This window comes from Aeromonas sp. 603404, assembly GCF_049171775.1.
In the GTDB taxonomy this organism is placed as follows: Bacteria; Pseudomonadota; Gammaproteobacteria; order Enterobacterales; family Aeromonadaceae; genus Aeromonas; species Aeromonas veronii_A.
In genome coordinates this window covers 94,007-112,856 of the sequence record NZ_JAAKPE010000007.1, presented here as the reverse complement: position 1 = coordinate 112,856, position 18,850 = coordinate 94,007, and the positions used below count along the sequence as shown (strand labels likewise).

19 protein-coding genes and 1 tRNA gene are annotated in these 18,850 nt (G+C 59.8%); 12 read left to right on the top strand and 8 right to left on the bottom strand.

The annotated features are described in order from the left end of the window. Positions 1-25: 25 nt before the first annotated feature. The 4 genes from G5306_RS11690 to yqhD form a co-directional block, all read right to left on the bottom strand. Positions 26-802: a substrate-binding periplasmic protein gene (locus G5306_RS11690; RefSeq protein WP_047440371.1), complete on the bottom strand. Its 777-nt coding sequence runs from the start codon at positions 800-802 to the stop codon at positions 26-28. Positions 803-900: 98 nt separating this feature from the next. Then, entirely contained in the window at positions 901-2,385 is a 1,485-nt protein-coding gene (pntB, locus tag G5306_RS11685; protein ID WP_069526987.1) for a Re/Si-specific NAD(P)(+) transhydrogenase subunit beta, read from the bottom strand. A gap of 11 nt (positions 2,386-2,396) precedes the next feature. Beyond that, a complete protein-coding gene (gene pntA, locus G5306_RS11680) occupies positions 2,397-3,923 on the bottom strand; it encodes a Re/Si-specific NAD(P)(+) transhydrogenase subunit alpha (RefSeq protein WP_019446577.1) in 1,527 nt (508 codons plus the stop codon). Between the two features lie 507 nt (positions 3,924-4,430). Next, the gene (gene yqhD, locus G5306_RS11675; RefSeq protein ID WP_421312902.1) at positions 4,431-5,594 is read right to left on the bottom strand and encodes an alcohol dehydrogenase; all 1,164 of its coding nucleotides are present in this window, start codon (positions 5,592-5,594) and stop codon (positions 4,431-4,433) included. A 157-nt stretch (positions 5,595-5,751) separates the two neighbouring features. On the opposite strand from yqhD, the gene G5306_RS11670 reads away from it, so the two are divergent. The 6 genes from G5306_RS11670 to G5306_RS11645 all read left to right on the top strand — a co-directional run bounded on the left by G5306_RS11670 (position 5,752) and on the right by G5306_RS11645 (position 10,376). Then, positions 5,752-6,654, top strand: a complete 903-nt coding sequence (locus tag G5306_RS11670) for an AraC family transcriptional regulator (protein WP_005339751.1) — start codon at positions 5,752-5,754, stop codon at positions 6,652-6,654. Positions 6,655-6,671: 17 nt separating this feature from the next. Then, entirely contained in the window at positions 6,672-7,184 is a 513-nt protein-coding gene (locus tag G5306_RS11665; protein ID WP_005356301.1) for a lipocalin family protein, read from the top strand. 417 nt (positions 7,185-7,601) lie between these two features. Next, a complete protein-coding gene (locus tag G5306_RS11660; RefSeq protein ID WP_005341931.1) occupies positions 7,602-8,297 on the top strand; it encodes a DUF969 domain-containing protein in 696 nt (231 codons plus the stop codon). After that, entirely contained in the window at positions 8,297-9,220 is a 924-nt protein-coding gene (locus G5306_RS11655; RefSeq protein ID WP_421312901.1) for a DUF979 domain-containing protein, read from the top strand. Before G5306_RS11660 ends, G5306_RS11655 begins: the two co-directional genes overlap by 1 nt. Before the next feature lie 14 nt (positions 9,221-9,234). After that, positions 9,235-9,882, top strand: a complete 648-nt coding sequence (gene pcp, locus G5306_RS11650) for a pyroglutamyl-peptidase I (RefSeq protein WP_421223002.1) — start codon at positions 9,235-9,237, stop codon at positions 9,880-9,882. Then, on the top strand, positions 9,879-10,376 hold the full coding sequence (locus G5306_RS11645; RefSeq protein WP_421312900.1) for a gamma-glutamylcyclotransferase family protein: 498 nt from the start codon (positions 9,879-9,881) through the stop codon (positions 10,374-10,376). The genes pcp and G5306_RS11645 overlap by 4 nt, the downstream gene beginning before the upstream one ends. Before the next feature lie 3 nt (positions 10,377-10,379). On the opposite strand, the gene G5306_RS11640 is transcribed toward G5306_RS11645, so the two are convergent. After that, the gene (locus G5306_RS11640) at positions 10,380-12,272 is read right to left on the bottom strand and encodes a methyl-accepting chemotaxis protein (RefSeq protein ID WP_421312899.1); all 1,893 of its coding nucleotides are present in this window, start codon (positions 12,270-12,272) and stop codon (positions 10,380-10,382) included. A gap of 207 nt (positions 12,273-12,479) precedes the next feature. Then, positions 12,480-12,977 (bottom strand): lactoylglutathione lyase family protein, encoded by a 498-nt coding sequence (locus G5306_RS11635; protein ID WP_005339743.1) that lies wholly within the window; start codon positions 12,975-12,977, stop codon positions 12,480-12,482. Positions 12,978-13,077: 100 nt separating this feature from the next. Here G5306_RS11635 and G5306_RS11630 point away from each other — a divergent pair, with 100 nt between their 5' ends. Next, positions 13,078-13,950, top strand: coding sequence for a LysR family transcriptional regulator (locus tag G5306_RS11630; RefSeq protein WP_227341770.1), 873 nt, complete (start codon positions 13,078-13,080; stop codon positions 13,948-13,950). A gap of 144 nt (positions 13,951-14,094) precedes the next feature. Here G5306_RS11630 and G5306_RS11625 read toward each other — a convergent pair. Then, a tRNA-Trp gene (locus tag G5306_RS11625) sits at positions 14,095-14,171 on the bottom strand. 201 nt (positions 14,172-14,372) lie between these two features. Here G5306_RS11625 and G5306_RS11620 point away from each other — a divergent pair. The 5 genes from G5306_RS11620 to G5306_RS11600 all read left to right on the top strand — a co-directional run bounded on the left by G5306_RS11620 (position 14,373) and on the right by G5306_RS11600 (position 17,282). Next, entirely contained in the window at positions 14,373-14,915 is a 543-nt protein-coding gene (locus G5306_RS11620; RefSeq protein WP_421172629.1) for a hypothetical protein, read from the top strand. A 99-nt stretch (positions 14,916-15,014) separates the two neighbouring features. Continuing rightward, positions 15,015-15,209, top strand: a complete 195-nt coding sequence (locus tag G5306_RS11615; protein WP_133249581.1) for a hypothetical protein — start codon at positions 15,015-15,017, stop codon at positions 15,207-15,209. Continuing rightward, positions 15,190-16,110 (top strand): aspartate carbamoyltransferase, encoded by a 921-nt coding sequence (gene pyrB / locus G5306_RS11610; RefSeq protein WP_005339735.1) that lies wholly within the window; start codon positions 15,190-15,192, stop codon positions 16,108-16,110. Before G5306_RS11615 ends, pyrB begins: the two co-directional genes overlap by 20 nt. 15 nt (positions 16,111-16,125) lie before the next feature. Next, complete coding sequence (pyrI, locus tag G5306_RS11605) at positions 16,126-16,590, top strand: aspartate carbamoyltransferase regulatory subunit (RefSeq protein ID WP_005339730.1); 465 nt, start codon at positions 16,126-16,128, stop codon at positions 16,588-16,590. Positions 16,591-16,790: 200 nt separating this feature from the next. Continuing rightward, entirely contained in the window at positions 16,791-17,282 is a 492-nt protein-coding gene (locus G5306_RS11600; protein WP_005339728.1) for an arginine repressor, read from the top strand. Between the two features lie 131 nt (positions 17,283-17,413). Here the strand turns inward: G5306_RS11600 and G5306_RS11595 are convergent, their stop codons facing one another. After that, a complete protein-coding gene (locus G5306_RS11595) occupies positions 17,414-18,820 on the bottom strand; it encodes a YfcC family protein (RefSeq protein WP_005339725.1) in 1,407 nt (468 codons plus the stop codon). Positions 18,821-18,850 lie beyond the last annotated feature (30 nt).

Here is an 18,850-nt window from a genome sequence, read left to right as displayed (position 1 = left end):
TGCAACGCACAGACGATGGAGTCACCTAGAGATGATAGCGGGCCAGCAGCTGCTGGTAGGCCGGGGTCTGCTTGAACTGTTTCAAGGCGGCCGAGAAGCGCCTCGCCAACTGGTCATGGCCGGGCTTGTGGGTAAATCCGAGAAAGTTGCGGTTATCGTCGGTCAGCAGGCGGCGACCATTGAACACCTGATCCTGCAGCCCCTGGGTACGCAGCAGATAACGACCAACTTGTTCATTGAGCACGACACCATCCAGTCGGCCGGCCATCATCAGATGCAACTGCTTGACCATCTTGCCATCGCCCGTCATGGCGACCCTGATCACCCCTTCATCGGCCAGAAAATCGGGGCTGTAGGCATAGTCGGCCTGAATGCCGATCCGCAACCCCTTGAGGTCGGATAATTGCTCGAATTTCACCGGACGATCCACCGGATAGAAGAGCACTTCGCCACTACGAGAGAGCGGCTCTTCGGGATAGTGGAGCCACTCTTGGCGATCCTTGTTATAGAAGACGTCGAGTACCGCATCCCCCTGCCCGAGGCGGGCCTGTTGCAACACCCGCTTCCATGGCAGCACCTTCACCTCGGTGCGATAGCCGAGCTGCTGCAGCACGGTGCGAGCCAGCTCGAGATCTGCGCCCACCAGCTCCCCCTTGTCGCTGTGCATCACATAGGGGGGCCACAGTTCTGTCAATATGGTCAGGGTCGGCTTGTCATGAGCCATAGCCATGCCACCGACGAGAAGAGATGCCAGCAGCCAGCCGTACCACCCGATCCTTCGCCAACCCTGACACCACATCATGGAGATCCCTCATGGTCCGTATGGATTGAGGATATACAAGGGATGGGCAATAAAAAAGGAGGCCGAAGCCTCCTTGATATCCACTCTCTGAATGGCACTTACAGTGCTTTCAGGATTGCCTCGACGCTGGCCTTGGCATCGCCAAACAGCATCTGGGTATTTTCCTTGAAGAACAGCGGGTTCTGGACACCGGCGTAGCCAGTGTTCATGGAGCGCTTGAAGCCGATGACATTCTGCGCTTTCCACACTTCCAGCACCGGCATACCGGCGATCGGGCTGCCCGGATCTTCCATCGCGGCCGGGTTGACGGTGTCGTTGGCACCGATCACCAGCACGGTGTCGGTATCGGCGAAGTCCTCGTTGATCTCGTCCATTTCCAGCACGATGTCATACGGGACTTTCGCTTCCGCCAGCAGCACGTTCATGTGGCCAGGCAGACGACCGGCGACCGGGTGGATACCGAAGCGCACCTTGACGCCGCGGTCACGCAGCTTCTGGGTGATCTCGGCAACCGGATACTGAGCCTGTGCCACCGCCATACCGTAGCCCGGGGTGATGATGACGGAGCTGGAGTTCTTCAGCAGGTCAGCCACTTCCTCGGCGCTGGTTTCGCGGTATTCGCCCATCTCCTGATCAGCCGTGGAGGCCACGCCATCGGAGCCGAAGCCACCGGCGATCACGGAGATGAAGGAGCGGTTCATCGCCTTGCACATGATGTAAGAGAGGATGGCACCGGAGGAACCCACCAGCGCACCGGTGACGATCAGCAGGTCATTGGAGAGCATGAAGCCCGCCGCTGCTGCTGCCCAACCGGAGTAGGAGTTCAGCATGGAGACCACGACCGGCATGTCGGCACCACCGATGGAGGCAACCAGATGCCAGCCGAAGGCGAAGGCGATCAGGGTCATCACCAGCAGAGCGAAGGTGGAGCCACCGGCGTTGACGAAGTAGACCATCAGGGCCAAAGAGGCGACCACGGCCAGCAGGTTCAGCTTGTGGCGGTGCGGCAGCATCAGCGGCTTGGAGGAGATCAGACCGCGCAGTTTGCCGAAGGCAACCACGGAACCGGTAAAGGTTACGGCACCGATGAAGACGCCCAGGAAGATCTCGACCAGATGGATGTTCAGCATGGCGCCGGTCAGGTGCTCGACCTGAGCAACGCTGTTGGCCTGCTCGAACGCCGCACGGGCGGCTGCCAGGGTGGCATCCAGATTGGAACCGACGGAGACGACCACCTCAGCAGGTGCAGAGGGGTGCAGATCGATGAAGCTGTTGAAGCCCACCAGCACTGCCGCCATACCCACGAAGCTGTGCAGCACGGCCACCAGCTCGGGCATCTCGGTCATTTCGACCTTGAGCGCCAGACGCACGCCGATGGCACCGCCGATCACCATGGCCAGAATGATCCAGTGAACGCCACTGGTCTCCGGGTTGAATACGGTGGCGAGCAGGGCGATAGCCATACCCGCGATACCGAACAGGTTGCCATGCTTGGCCGTTTCTTGCTTCGACAGTCCCGCGAGACTGAGGATGAAGAGCACGGCGGCAACGATATAGGATGCTGTTACCAGTCCTTGAGACACGTTAAACCCCCTTAATCCTTACGGAACATCTTCAGCATGCGCTGAGTGACGGTGAAACCGCCGAAGATGTTGATACTGGCAATCAGCACGGCGATGAACGCCAGCGCGGTGACCAGGGTCGACCCTTGCCCGATCTGCAGCAGGGCACCGACCACGATAATGCCGGAGATGGCATTGGTGACCGACATCAGCGGCGTGTGCAGGGCGTGAGAGACGTTCCACACCACGTAGTAACCGACCACACAGGCCAGGATGAATACGGTGAAGTGGGAGAGGAAGGCTGCCGGGGCAACGGAGGCGATCCAGCCGAAGGCGGCGATGCCGAGGGCACCGAACACGAACTTCTTGTTGGAAGGCTTGGCCTCTTCCTTCTTGGCGGCCGGTTTGGCGGCGGCCGGTTTCTGCGGGGCGGCAGAGACGGAGATGGCGGGCGGCGGGAAGGTCACTTCACCGGCCTGGATCACCGTCATGTTGCGCTGAACCACGTCTTCGAAGTCGATGGCAACGTTGCCGTCCTTCTCCTTGCACATCAGCTTCATCAGGTTGACCAGGTTGGTACCGTAGAGCTGGGAGGATTGGGCAGGCAGACGGCCCGGCAGATCGGTGTAACCGATCACCTTGACGCCGTTGTCGGTGACATGCAGCTCACCCGGCACTGTGTATTCACAGTTGCCGCCAGCCTGAGCGGCCATGTCCACGATGACGGAGCCCGGCTTCATGCTGTCGACCATCTCTTTGGTGATCAGCTTGGGAGCCGGCTTGCCCGGGATCAGAGCGGTGGTGATGATGATGTCCACCTCTTTGGCCTGCTGGGCGAACAGCTCCATCTCGGCCTTGATGAACTCATCGGACATCACTTTGGCGTAACCATCGCTGGATGCGCCGTCTTCGCCACCGAAGTCCAGCTTGAGGAATTCCCCACCCATGGATTCGATCTGCTCGGCCACTTCCAGACGGGTGTCGAATGCACGCACGATGGCGCCGAGAGAACCGGCAGTACCGATGGCAGCCAGACCGGCAACACCGGCACCGATCACCAGTACCTTGGCAGGCGGCACTTTACCGGCTGCGGTGATTTGACCGGTGAAGAAGCGACCGAACTGGTGCGCAGCTTCAACCACGGCGCGATAGCCACCGATGTTGGCCATGGAGGAGAGGGCATCGAGGGACTGGGCACGGGAGATCCGCGGCACCATATCCATCGCCATCACATTGATGTTGCGCTCGGACAGCTTCTTGACCAGCTCAGGGTTCTGGGCAGGCCAGATGAAGCTCACCAGAGTGGCGCCATCTTTAATTTGTGCGATCTCGGCATCGGTCGGCGCATTGACCTTGAAGATAAGGTCGGCTTGCCAGACATTCGGCACCACGCTGGCACCGGCAGCCTCGAAGGCGGCATCATCGAAGCTGGCCGACAGGCCTGCGCCGGTCTCGATGGCGACCTCGAAGCCGAGCTTTTTCAGCTGCTCGACGGTAGCCGGGGTCGCTGCGACCCGGGTCTCACCGGCGAGACTCTCTCTCGGTATTCCAATCTGCATGACTATTCCCTGATGGTTAATAAACAATCGCTGCCCAGTGTCTCACTTCTGACGAAACAAGACATGACCAAAGTGCAGGTCCAGGGCTCTTTGTTATGAAAATCAGTAGGCTTTACCTCAACCTCCTGTCATGGTCAGGCCCCCGCTTTTCAGGCGCGAAGGTGATTAGTATCAAATTTTGGAGTTTTATTACAACCGCAGTCCCGACGGCACTCGTACAGAATTCAGCCCATCCCTGGCTACGATTAAAAAAAACAAACCAAATTAGAGGCTTATACCAGTAAAAACGGCTGAAAAAAGTGATCCAACCAGTCAAAAAAAATGTTTTACCGGCCCTCTATCTTAGCGTTTTTTGTTCTTACGAAATCCGCTTTCGTCTCACTTCTCGCAGCGAAACGCCGAAAAGTAACATTTTCCCAACAAAAGCGGGGCCGCTCAGCCGCCAGATGGCGGGAGAGGGCCCCGGCAATTCAATCGTTTCGCCCGTTTGGCACCGATTGGCGGACCTTACCAGGCCGCTTCATAAATATGCTGACTCTGCACCAGATCGATGTCGCTGTGCTCGCCCAGACGGCTCATGCCGTGCTCACCCAGCTTGCCGATCAGGGTGTCGATACCGAGATCTTTCAGACCGTAGTCGCGCAGTCGGGTCTTGACCCCCATCCGCTCGAAGAAGTCGCGGGTCGCGGCGATGGCATCATCGATGCGCTCCGCTTCGCTGCCGCTGTTCAGACCCCACACCCGCTCTGCGTATTGCAGCAGCTTGGCATGTTTCTGTTTGCGCTTGGCCTGCAGCAGGGCAGGCAGCACCACCGCCAGAGTCTGGGCGTGGTCGAGGCCATGCAGGGCGGTCAGTTCGTGACCCAACATGTGAGTGGCCCAGTCCTGCGGCACACCGGCACCGATCAGACCGTTCAGCGCCATGGTGGCACTCCACATTATGTTGGCGCGCACCTCATAGTTGTGCGGTTCGGCCAGCGCCTTGGGGCCCTCTTCGATCAAGGTCAGCAGCAAGCCTTCAGCGAAGCGATCCTGCACCTTGGCATTGACCGGATAGGTGAGGTACTGCTCCACTATGTGGACGAAAGCATCCACTACCCCGTTCGCCACCTGACGCTCGGGCAGGGTGTAGGTGAGCACCGGATCCAGCACGGCGAAGCGCGGCATCACGAACGGCGAGAAGAAATGCACCTTGTCGCCACTGCTGCGACGGGTGATGACGGCGCCCATGTTCATTTCGGAACCGGTCGCCGGCAGGGTCAGCACGGAACCAAGCGGGATGGCGGAACGCACTTCGCTGCCGACGGTCTCGAGAATGTGCCAGGGATCCTTGGCCAGCTCGTAGTGCGCGGCAGCGGCGATAAACTTGGTGCCATCGAGCACGGAGCCACCGCCAACGGCGAGCAGGAAGTCGACCCGCTCGGCACGGGCCAGCTCCACGGCCCCCATCAGGGTCTCGTAGGCCGGGTTCGGTTCGATGCCGCCAAATTCAAACAGGGTCATGCCAGCCAGCTCGTTACGGATCTGCTCCAGCAAGCCGCTGCGTACCACGCTGCCACCACCGTAGGTGATCATGACGCGGGCATCGCTCGGAAGCTGCTCGCGCAGCTGGGCGATCTGCCCTTGGCCGAACAGGATTTTGGTCGGGGTATGGAGAGTAAAGTTGTTCATCGACATTGCCTTCTTCTGATAGTCAGGGCGGCCTGGCCGCGAAATCATGATTGCATTTTTCTCCAGAACCACCCTACCATCAAGACAACATCCTGCTTTATTCTTGCCTATTTCTACAAAGCAGCGAAAACCGGAACTGTCGAATCAAAGAGTGCCCATGCAAAACCGTTACAGCGACCTCGCAACCAGATTGACCCGCCACGTCACCGCCCCCGGCATCACCCCATCACCGGTGAAACAGGTCAACCTCATCTATACCACCGAGCACCATGGCCGCACCCCGGTGCTCTACCAACCGCGGATGATCGTTATCCTGCAGGGGCACAAGGTGGGTTATCTGGCGGATCAGGTGTTTCGCTACGACCCCAACCACTATCTGCTAATGACCCTGCCGCTGCCCTGCGAGTGCGAGTGCTTCGCCTCCCCCGAGCAGCCGCTTATCGGTTTTACCATCGAGATCGATCTGGTCACCCTGCAAGAGCTGCTGCTGGAGCTGGGCGATGCCTTGCCCGCCCCCGCGCCACAAAAGAGCGGTGTCCACTCGGTCCCCCTGTCGGAAACCATGTTCTGCGCTGCCGAGCGACTGATCGAGCTGATGGACAACCCGCTGCACGCCAGGGTGCTGGGGCCGCAAACGGTGCGCGAGATGCTGTTCCACGCCCTCACCGAGGGGGGTGGCCCGGCGCTGCAGGCGCTCGCCAATCGCCACAACCATGTGGGCCAGATCGCCCGGGTGCTGCGTATGATAGAGTCCCGTTATGCCGACAACCTCACCATGGAGGAGCTGGCGCGGGAGGTGAACATGAGCGTCTCCGCCTTTCACCACCACTTCAAGGCGGTCACTGCTACCTCGCCGCTGCAGTACATCAAGTCGTTTCGCCTGCACAAGGCGCGGATGATGATGCTGCACGACGGCATCAAGGCGGGCACCGCGGCGGCCAGAGTCGGTTACGAGAGCAACTCCCAGTTCAGTCGGGAGTACAAGCGCTTCTTCGGCAGCACGCCGACGGATCAGGCCTCCCGCTTTCGGGATGGCCAGCTGCGCATCATCGAGGGATAACAAAAGAGGGATTACTTATGCGTTCACTGCTTTGCCTGTTCACCGCTTTGCTGCTGACGGCCTGTACCGGGATTGCCGATGGCATCCGCCCCGTTACCGGCTTCCAGCTCGATCGTTATCTTGGCACCTGGTACGAAATCGCCCGCCTCGACCACAGCTTCGAACGGGGGCTGGAGCAGGTGAGCGCCACCTACAGCCTGCGCGATGACGGCGGCGTCAAGGTGCTCAACCGCGGCAAGCAGAGCGATGGCAGCTGGCGTGAGGCGGAGGGCAAGGCCTACTTCGTCGGCAACCCGGACGAGGCGCGGCTCAAGGTGAGCTTCTTCGGCCCCTTCTACGGCGGCTACAACGTCATCGACCTCGACCCCGATTACCAGCTCTCGCTGGTGACCAGCTACAACCACGACTACCTCTGGATCCTCTCCCGCTCACCCAACCCGCCCAAGGCGAAAGTGGATGCGCTGGTCGCCAAAGCGAAGTCGCTGGGCTTTGCCACCGACCAGCTGATTTGGGTCAAGCAGACCCCCTGAGACAGCACCGGTGGCGATGCCGTCGCCACCGGTTCTCTCCGCCTCTCCCTTTCACTTTCCTCACCCCAGCTCCGCACAACCACAGTCATACCCAGCCATTCGCTGACGGTTGCCAGATAGACATTGCGCAACAATCCCCATCACCCACCAACGGAAGAGAATAGCGATCATATTGTCAGCCCAATATTGTCGCCAGGCACCCCAAAATAATCTGAATGACTGATTAGGGGGCAAAAAATAGCCTGGACGGTGCAGGACTCACCATTTACCAGCGAACAATAAACCGGCAAAACCCCCCAATAGAAAACCAATCGAATCCCTTTTTGGGGATTTTTTGTTGCCATCGCAGTAACCAGATGATAAACAGCTCGGCCACCCCAAAATGCATATAAATATTCACTTTAACGAGGTGATTAATTGGAATTTATTAAATTAAGCGGAATTCTTATTATTTTATTGGGATTTTATTTCAAACTCGACACTCTGGCCGTCGTACTGGTGGCCGCCGTCACCACGGCGCTGGTCTCCGGTCTCTCCATGACCGATTGCCTCTCCCTGCTGGGGGAAGCCTTCGTCTCCAACCGCATGGTGACACTGTTTCTGCTGACCCTGCCGATGATCGGCATCTGTGAACGCTACGGCCTCAAACAGCAGGCGGTCACCCTGATCGAACGGATCAAGAAGCTCACCCCGGGCAAGTTCATGACCCTCTATATGTTTATCCGCGAACTGGCCGGTCTCTTCTCGGTGCGGGTTCAGGGTCACACCCAATTTATTCGTCCGCTGGTCAACCCCATGACTCAGGCAGCCGCCACCAAGGTGCACGGCAAATTAAGCGAAGAGGACGAGGAATATATCAAGGCGCGGGTTTCCGCCACCGAAAACTACGGCAACTTCTTTGCCCAGAATACCTTCGTCGCCTCAGCCGGGGTATTGCTGATCGTCGGCACATTTGAATCTCTTGGATATAGCGTCTCTGCCGTCGATATTGCCAAGGCATCCATGCCGATCGCCATTATCGCCCTGCTGATGGTGGCTATTTCCAATATGTGGTTTGACCGTCAGATGGCCAAGACATATACCGTGAGCAGCGACAAGGAGGGGCAACAATAATGGCGACCCTCATCCCCAACATGCTCGAATTCTTTTATGTGCTGATCGGCGTCATCCTGTTCAGCAGCGCCTGGCGCGTCCTGCGTGACCCCAGCCACCCGGCCAAAATCGGTACCGCCCTGTTCTGGACCATTCTGGGTGTACTGTTTGCCTTCGGCAGCTATATCCCCAATGTCATCAATGGCGTGCTGATCCTCGCCATGGGGGTCATCACCCTGCTCAAGCAGGTGAAGATCGGCAAGCTGGAGCAGGCGAGCGAGGAGGAGTCCCAGCGCCACGCCAGCCGCATCGGCAACCGGATCTTCCTCCCCTGCATCCTGCTGGCCGTGCTGGCGGTGGTGATCGCCCAGTTCACCCCCCTTGGCGGTCAGGTCGGTATCGGTCTGGCGGCGGTCATCGCCTTCGTCATCACGGTACTGCTGACTCGTGCCCCCCCCTCTACCGTAGTGGGTGACTCCGACCGGATGATCCAGCAGGTCGGCATTACCGGCATTCTGCCGCAACTGCTGGCCGCGCTCGGGGTGATCTTCAACAAGTCCGGCGTCGGCGATGTCATCTCCCACGGCATCTCCACCGTAGTGCCGGTCGGCAGCCCCTTCGTCGGGGTGGTGGCCTACTGCCTCGGCATGATGGTCTTCACCATGATCATGGGCAACGCCTATGCCGCCTTCACGGTCATCACCGCCGGCATCGGCATCCCCTTCGTCATCGCCCAGGGCGGTGACCCGGTGGTGGCCGGTGCGCTGGCGATGACCGCCGGCTTCTGCGGCACCCTGATGACCCCCATGGCCGCCAACTTCAACGCCCTGCCCGCCGCCCTGCTGGAGATGAAGGATCTCAACAAGGTGATCAAGGTGCAGGTACCGATGGCGCTGACGCTGGTGCTGATCCATATCGCCCTCATGTATTTCTGGGCATTCTGACCATTCGGGAGAAGATGATGAAAGTACTGATTACCGGTTTTGACCCCTTCGGCGGCGAGCCCATCAACCCGGCATGGGAGGCGGTCAAACGCCTGCCAGAGACCATTCTGGACGCCACCGTGATCAAGGCGCAGATCCCCACCGTCTTTGGCAAGTCAGCCACCCTGCTGGCGGAGCTGATGCGTCAGCACCAGCCCGACGTGGTGATCAACGTCGGACAGGCGGGCGGTCGCTTCGCCATTACCCCGGAGCGCATCGCCATCAACATCGACGATGCCCGTATCCCCGACAACGAGCAGCAGCAACCCATCGATGAAGTGATTCAGGCCGATGGCGCACCGGCCTACTTCTCCCGTCTGCCCCTCAAGGGAATGGTGCAGCGCATCAAGGAGAACGGCATTCCGGCGGCGCTCTCCAACACTGCCGGCACCTTCGTCTGCAACCACATCATGTACCAGCTGCACTACCTGATTGAAAAAGAGTTCCCGGCGGTGCGCGGCGGCTTTATTCACGTTCCCTACATCACCGAGCAGGTAGCGGACAAGGTGAACCAGCCCTGCCTCGCCATGAGCGAGATTACCCGCGCGCTGGCGCTGGCCATCGAGGCGGTGGTGCTGCAGCAGGATGGCGATATCAAAGTCGTGGGCGGCGAGATCTCATGAGCCTTTGCCAACCACGCCCGCTGTTCGTCTACGGCAGCCTGATGGACGGGCTGTTCAACTACCGCCGCTATCTGGCTCACCACGTGAGCCAGACGCCCCGGCGCGCCCGGGTGCGCGGCGCTCTTTATCACCTGCAGCACAAGGGCTACCCCGCCCTGCTGCAGGGGGATGACTGGGTCTATGGCGAGCTGTTTGTGCTGGACGACTTCCCTGCCGCCATCGCGGCGCTCGACGAGATGGAGAACTTCCACGGCGAGGATGATCCCCAGAGCGAATATCTGCGCCAGCTCATCGAGGTGGAGATCTTCGACCCGGCGCAGGGGCGTTATGTCGGCCAACAGCAGGCCTACCACTACCGCTACGTAGTGCAGCACGATCCCAAGTGGCAACTGGCGCGCTTTCCATCTGGCGCAACTGGAGAGCGCCGCCTGACGGTCAGCGACAATAACAAAGGGCAGCCCGCGGGCTGCCCTTTTTCATGGAAGATGGCCTGAGGATCAGAGCCGGAAGCGCCCGATCTCCTGCTCCAGCCGCTCGGTCAGCGACTTGAGTTCGGCCGCCTGCGCCGCCTCGTCGCCCGCCTGCTCGGCCAGCTCTTGCGAGACGTGGCGGATATTCTCGGTATTGCGGCTGATCTCGCCGGTCACCGAAGTCTGCTCCTCGGCCGCTGCGGCGATCTGGGTCGCCATGTCGCTGATGGAGCCGATCGCCTCGTTGATCCGGGCAAGGCTCTGGTTGGCCGCTTCCGCATCCTCGACGCTGGTACCCGCCAACTGACGGCTGGTCTCCATGCCGCCCACGGCGCGACGAGTGGTCTGCTGCAGGGTCTCGATCATCTGCTGGATCTCGTCGGTGGAGTCGTGGGTACGGCGCGACAGCACCCGCACCTCGTCCGCGACTACCGCAAAACCGCGTCCCTGCTCACCGGCCCGGGCCGCCTCGATGGCGGCGTTGAGCGCCAGCAGGTTGGTCTGCTCGGCGATGCCGCTGATGGTCGCCAGAATGCCGCTGATCTTCTGGGCATGGCTGTCGAGCTCATTGATGATCTGGCTGGCATCGGCCACTTCGTCCGCCAGACCGGTAATGCTGCGCTGACTCTGGCCAACCTGGGATTGACCGGCGACCGCCAGTGCAACCGCATCGGTGGCGGTGGTGGCGGCAAACTCGGCGTTGCCGGCGATCTCCTGGGTAGCGGAAGCCATCTCGGTCACCGCGGTCGCCACCATCACGATCTCGTCCTGCTGCTGGCGTACCCGCTGACTGCGAGCCTGCGCCCCGGCCGCCTGGGCACGAGACTGTGCCGCCAGCTCGATGGTCACATCCCGCAACCGACTGACGATGCCATGCAGCCGCGCCACGAACTGGTTGAAGTTCTGGGCCAGCTGGCCCACCTCATCCTTGCTGTGGGTGTTGATGTGAACGGTGAGATCCCCCTCGCCGTGGGCAATGTCGTGCAGGGCGTGCGCGACCCGACCGAGATCGGCGAACAGGTATTTGAAGGTAGCGGTGAGCAGGGCGCTGAACACCAGCATCAGCACCAGGGTCAGCCCCACCAGCTCCCACAGCAGGCTGCTGAGCGGCGCTTCCAGCACATCGCGATACATCACCATGGCCAGCAGCCAGTCGGTGCCCGGTACCGGTTGTACCGCCAGCAGCACATCCCGCCCGTCGAGAGTGGCGGCGTGCAGCTCGCTGTTTTCGCGGCCCCACTGCTGGAAGGTGGCGGCCGAGAGTCCCGGCGCCAGCTCGGCGATGGGCTTGAGCGCCAAATCCTTCTGCGGATGGCCGACGATGAGGCCGCTGCTGTCGAGCAGCATGGCATAGCCTTCACCCTGCACCTTCATCGCCAGTACTTCGTCGATCAGCTTGTCGAGCGCCAGGTTGGCCCCCACGGCACCGACCAGCTCGCCCTGATGGCGTACCGGCTCGGAGAGAGTGACCACCAGCTTCTGCATAGTGACGCTGACATAGGGGGCAGTGACGATCAGCTGCCCCGCCTTCACCGCATCCTGATACCAGGGGCGCTCGCGCGGGTCATAGTTGCCGGTGTTGAGGGAGGGATCCTGCCGGGTCATCACCCCCTGCGCGGAGCCAAAATAGGTGAGCCCGAACCCACCGGAGGTATAGGCCTGCTTCAGGTGGGGCACCAGCTCGGCTTGGGGGTTATCGCTGATCAGGTTGACCAGCGCATGGACGGTGTTCTTGCGATCTGTCATCCATTCGCCGATGGCGACCGAGTAGGCGTGGCCATAGTTGACCGCCTCGCTCTGGATGGCGCTCATGGTGCGGGATTTTAGGGTGTGAAAGGCAACGATGCCGAGCAGTGATGCCATCAGCAGCACTACGCCAAGACTGGTGGCCAGCAGCTTGCCGCGCAGAGAGAGGGTCATGACGACGAATCCTTGTTGTTGTGTCAGGCAGGGAAAACCCTGATGTATCAAAGGCTATCGGCCGCAATATGAACAGACTTTAGTGAATCTGTATATTTTCCCATCTATCAACAACAGAACGCGCTATTCGTGTGAACCAGATCGCTATTCCATGCTACTGACTCTTGTAACAACAAAGCAGCAGGCCGCCCTAAGGCGGCCTGTTACTTACCCCTGATATGCACCGGCGGAGTAGGTCAGCTCATAGCTGTGGCTGTAGATCTCGACGATATTGCCGAAGGGATCTTCCATGTAGACCATGCGGTAGGGCTTCTCGCCCGGGTAGTACTCGCGCACCGGCATCCGCTGCTTGCCGCCCGCCGCGACGATGCGCGCCGCCAGCCCCTCGACATCCGGATCCTGCACGCTGAAGTGGAACACTCCGGTCTTCCAGAATTCGAAGTTGTTCTCACGGCGCTCGCTGTTGGGAAACTCGAACAGCTCGATGCCGATCTTGTCGCCGGTGGAGAGGTGGGCGATGCGGAAGGAGCCCCAACCCGGGCCAAACACGTCGTTGCACATCACGCCGATGGCGGAGTCATCCTCGGTGATGGTGGTCGCCGGCATGATGAGATACCAGCCCATCACCTTGGTATAGAATTCGACCGCTTTGTCGAGGTCAGTCACCGTGATGCCGATGTGGGAGAAGTTGCGTGGGTAAGTCATAAGTCACCTTGAAATTGTGTGTGGGAAACAGGTGACATGATAGGAAGGAGAGCCATAATGAAAAATAAGGTCAAACTAATGGAAGGCATAAATTAAATTTATGGTTAATCCACTCTGGCTCCACACCCTGGTGGTGGTGCATGAAACCGGCAGTTTTACCCGTGCCGCCGATCGGCTGGATCTCACCCAGGCCGCCGTCAGTCAGCATATCTCGCGTCTCGAGGCTGAATTTGGCACCCTGCTGCTGCGCAAGCCCCGTCAGCTGGAGCTCACCCCGCGCGGGCTGGTGCTGCTCGACTTCGCCCGCCAACAGGCGCAGGCCGCCGAACAGTTGCGGGCACGCCTCTCGGACGACGATCCTCACCGCGGCGCCATCACCCTGTCCACCCCGGGTAGCATCGGTCTGCTGCTCTATCCCCTGCTGCTCGACCAGCAACAGGAGCACCCCGGACTCACCATCCAGCACCGTTTCGCCCCCACCCCCGACATAGTGCAGGCGGTACTGGCAGGGCGCAGCGATCTGGGACTGGTGGATCAGCCGCCGGAACACCCCAGCATCGCCGCCGAGCCCTTCGCCCGCGAACCCCTCTGTCTGGTGGTGCCCAACGATGGCGAGGAGCCGAGCTGGCAGCACCTCTGTCAGCTCGGCTTTATCGACCACCCGGATGGCCGCAGCATGGCACAACGCCTGTTGGGACGACGCTACCCCGGCCAGCGCGTTGACGAGCTCCCCCTGCGCGGCTTTACCAACCAGATCGGCCTGATCCTGGAGCCGGTCGCCCGCGGCCTCGGCTTTACCGTGCTGCCCCGCTTCGCCGTCACCGCCTTTGCCCAGCCGGAGAAGATCCGGGTGATCCAGAGCAGCATTGAAGTGATCGACACCCTCTGGCTGATCTACCGCGCCGAGTGGCCGCTCCCCGCCCGCCACCAGCGGCTGGTCACCGTCCTGAAACAGCGGGTTGCTGCACACTGAATGCTCTTGCGGCAGACATCGAGATCAATGTGGCCACAGTCACCGAGGGCTAGCGGCAAGAAGGAGAAGAGAAAGGAGAGAGGGATAAATTGGCGAACGCCGGAAATGCGAAAGGCCAGCTCAATGAGCTGGCCTTTCTGAAAATGGCAGGGGCGGCAGGACTCGAACCCGCAACCATCGGTTTTGGAGACCGCTGTTCTACCAATTGGAACTACGCCCCTGCAACAAACGAGGCGTAGTATACAAAGTGGAGATCAAAGGTAAAGGCTTTTTTTACGCTTTCGATGCGATTGCACAAATCCCGAACAAGTCGCGGTTGTTTGTACAGCAAAGCGGGATAACTTGCTGTATTTGCAGCCCTGCCGGGGTAGGAATGGGACATAAATGGGGGTAGGGTGAAATCAGGTACCGGGAGGCCACTTATGCTCAATTACCGACTGCTCCAACAACTGGCGCCCCTCAACTTCAGGGATGAACGCAAAACAGAGTCCCTGCCCGCCTATCTTGAACGGGTCGCACCACTGGTGCCCTTTATTCCTGAAAATGTGCTCTCCCAGTGGATTTACCGCCATTGGCGCGGTTTTGAGTCCAACTGGAGCTTTATCGATCTCGCCAGCCATCAGTTCACCTGTGAAAGCTGGCCCACCGCCCAACTGGTGGATCAGGTGGACTCCCGCCATATGGAGGTGATCGAGCGCTGGGGCGAGATGCTGCGCAGCAACCGCTATGTGCGTCGCTCCTGGCTCGGCGAGAAGATGCTGAGCGAAGGCACCTGGCCGGAACCTGTCATCGTGCTGGCGCCGGAGGAGGGAGCGAGCTACCCGAACGGTCATCCCCTACCCCGCCCCTACTGCCTGCTGGAAGGACACCACAGACTCGGTTATTTGCGCGCCATGGCCCGCGATGGGGAATCGCTGCAAGAGACGCACAAGGTGTGGATTTGTCGTCATGTTTCCGTCACTTAAACGTTTTTCATGCTGAAATTGGCATCGTAAATAAAATTTTGACAATTAAAAAAGCGGCCCTATAATCTGTCCGGTTTTGAAAAAGGTCGGGACGAAACGATGCAGTTTTTGATTCAGAAAACAGCCTTGCAGACGGGTGGTGCGCACCAGAGCGGCCCCGTTGTTTCCGGTTCCCACCCCAAAGATCCCCAGTTATTTTTAAAAAAAGCCCCTGTTTCAGGGGCTTTTTTTTGTGCCCGAAAAACCTCCAATGATGTCAAAGGGAATGCAGACGATGACCAATCCACTCTATAAGAAACATGTCATCTCCATTTCGGACCTGACCCGGTCAGAAATGGAACTGGTAGTCTCAACCGCACAACGGTTGAAGGCTGAACCTGACACCAGCCTGTTGAAAGACAAGCTGGTTGCCAGCTGCTTCTTCGAAGCCTCCACCCGCACCCGCCTCTCGTTCGAGACCGCGGTACAGCGCCTTGGCGGCAACATCATCGGCTTCGCCGACGGTGGCAACACCAGCGCCAAGAAGGGCGAGACGCTGGCTGACTCCATCAAGATCATCGGCTCCTACTCGGATGCGGTGGTGATGCGCCACCCGAAAGAGGGCGCGGCCCGTCTGGCCTCCGAATTCTCCCGCGTGCCGGTCATCAACGGCGGCGACGGCTCCAACCAGCATCCGAGCCAGACCCTGCTCGACCTGTTCACCATCCATGAGACCCAGGGCCGTCTGGACAACCTCAACGTCGCTTTCGTCGGTGACCTGAAATATGGCCGCACCGTACACTCGCTGGCCCAGGCCCTCAGCCTGTTCAACTGCCGCTTCTTCTTCATCTCCCCGGAAGCGCTCGCGATGCCGGACTACATCTGCGAAGAGCTGGAAGAGAAGGGCATCCAGTTCAGCGTCCACCAGACCATGGAAGAGGTGATGCCGGAACTGGACATTCTCTACATGACCCGCGTCCAGAAAGAGCGCTTCGACGAGACCGAATACAAGCACATGGCCGCCAAGTTCATTCTGGAGCTGGCGACCCTGGAAGGGGCCAAGCCCACCATGAAGATCCTGCATCCCCTGCCCCGCGTCGACGAGATCGATGTGGCGGTCGACAAGACTCCCCACGCTTGCTACTTCCAGCAGGCGGAGAACGGGGTCTATGCACGCCAGGCGCTGCTGGCACTGGTACTGAACGAAACTGTCTGAGCTTAGGGGAATATCATGTCTGACAAGAACCAACTGCAAGTCGAAGCCATCCGTCACGGCTCCGTCATCGATCACATCCCCGCTGGCCAGGGCATCAAGATCCTCAAGCTGTTCCAGCTGGTCGAAACCCAGGAGCGGATCACCGTCGGCTTCAACCTGAAATCCGGCGCACTGGGCAAGAAGGATCTCATCAAGATTGAGAACACCCGCCTGACCGAGCAACAAGCCAACCAGCTTGCGCTGTTCGCCCCTAAAGCGACCGTCAACATCATCGAAGACTTCAATGTGGTGAAGAAGCACCAGCTGGAGCTGCCGGAGTTCATCGCCGGGGTGTTCCACTGCCCCAACTCCAACTGCATCTCCCACAACGAGCCGGTGGACAGCTACTTCCGGGTGCGCGAAGTGAAAGGCGTGGTGCGGATGAAGTGCAAATATTGCGAGAAGTCCTTCACTCAGGACATCGTCAGCGAGCGTTACTGATATCTGATTGGGCCCCGCGGGGCCCATTTTTGAACCCTGTCACATCACCGAATTTCCAGTCAGCTATAATTTGCCATCGCAAGATGGTAATGCCCGCTCATTCCCTGCATATAGATGGATTATCAGTGTTTTTACCTGATAACTGACTGCTATGGCAGATATCGCGCGTTTACCTCCGGTCATCATCAAAGGAATTCGCCGTGGTCAAAACCCTCAGTCGTCCCGTTGCCCAAGAGCCCGATCTGGCCCAGCTGGATGCCTGTCGCCAGATCATCGGTCAGCACTGCTACAGCACCCAGGAAGAGATCCGTCGCGAGCTGTCGGAGCGCGGCTTTGCCGACATCAGCCAGTCCACCATCTCCCGTCTGTTGCGCCGCCTCGGCGTCGCCAAGGCGCAGAATGCCAACGGCAAGAAGGTCTACACCCTGGTCGATGAGCAGCTGGAACCCGCCGGCAGTACCCGCTCGATCCACGACATGGTGCGCGAAGTGGTACACAACCAGCAGATGGTGCTGATCCACACCACTCCGGGGGCCGCCACCGTGGTGGCTCGCCTGCTGGATCGCAACGCCAATCCCGAGATCATGGGCGCCGTCGCGGGCAATGATGTAGTGCTGGTCGCGCCGCGCCATATCAGCCGCACCCGTCAGGCCCATGCCGCCGTGGTGCGCACGCTGGCGCAGGCCCGCTAACCCCTTCCATCGAATGCATCGAGGCGACCTGCGGGTCGCCTTTTTGTTGCTTGCTATTTTGTGTTCATCACTTCTTGCGCCCATAAAAAACGGGAGCCCACAGGCTCCCGTTTTATCTTGCTTGTTATCCCTCAGGAGAGCACGGCCCCCAGGCTCAGGCAGACCACGATCAGCACGGTCAGGATACCGAGCAGCGGAGCCACCCACTTCAGCCAGCGCACATAAGGCACCTTGGCAATCGCCAGACCGCCCATGACCACGGCGGAGGTCGGAGTCACCAGGTTCACCAGACCGGAGGCAGACTGGTAAGCAGTCACCACCAGATCGCGGCCCACGTTGGCGAAGTCGGCCAGCGGCGCCATGATCGGCATGGTCAGTACGGCCAGACCGGAGGAGGACGGCACCAAGAAGGAGAGCACCACTTCCAGCACGAACATCACGTTGATAAAGACGATGGTGGAGAGGCCGGTCACGATCCCTTCTGCACTGTGCAAAATGGTGTGAGTGATCATGCCGTTATCCATTACCACCACGATACCGCGGGCGATACCGATGATCAGCGCCACACCCAGCAGGTCGCGGGCACCGTCGATAAAGTTGGAGGTCAACTCCTCCTCGCTCATGCGGGAGATGAGACCAACGATGATGGCGGCAGCCAGGAACACACCGGAGATCTGCGCCATCCACCAGCCCAGCACGGCCACACCATAGATCATCACGGCAAAGGCGGCGACGAAGATACCCAGCACGATTTTACGGGTCAGGGTGAACTCCAGCATCTGGTCGCTCTTGTTGCCGAGGAAGTGGGCACGGTTCTCTTCCCACTTGTCAGCCACCAGAGATTTGCTCGGATCGCTGCGCACCATCTTGGCGTAACGCATGACGTAGGCAACACAGAGCAGCCAACCGGCGACCAGCATGGCAACGCGCAACCAGATACCGTCGGTGAAGGAGATACCGGCGGCGTTGGCGGCAATAACAGTCGCAAACGGGTTGATGGTGGAACCCAGAGTACCGATACCGGCGCCCAGCAATACGGTTGCCGCTGCCACCACTGGGTCGAAGCGGGCGGCCATCATCACCGGCACCAGCAGGGTGTAGAACGGCAGCGACTCTTCGGCCATCCCGTAGATGGTGCCCCCTGCGGCGAACAGCGCCATCAGGATCGGGATCATCCACTCTTCCCGGCCGCGCAGGCGGTCGGTCACACGTTCAATACCGGCATCGATGGCACCTGTCTTGGTCACAATGCCAAGAAAACCACCGATGATCAGGATAAAGAGGGAGACGTCGATGGCGCCTGCCTCATAGGTGTCATGGTTGTAGAGGCCATCGATAGGTGCCAGCAGCACGTCGACGATCCCCTGGGGATTCCCCTCCACCAGTTTGTAGGTACCCGCCACCGGCACTTCTTTGCCGAGGGCTTCGTTCATGGTCATCTCATATTTGCCGGCCGGCACTATCCAGCTCAGGGCGGCCACCAGGGCGATCAGCACAAACAGTATCGTGTAGGCTGACGGGAACTTGAATTTGGTCATGGTCCAGCTTCCTTCTGTGGGTGTGGTATC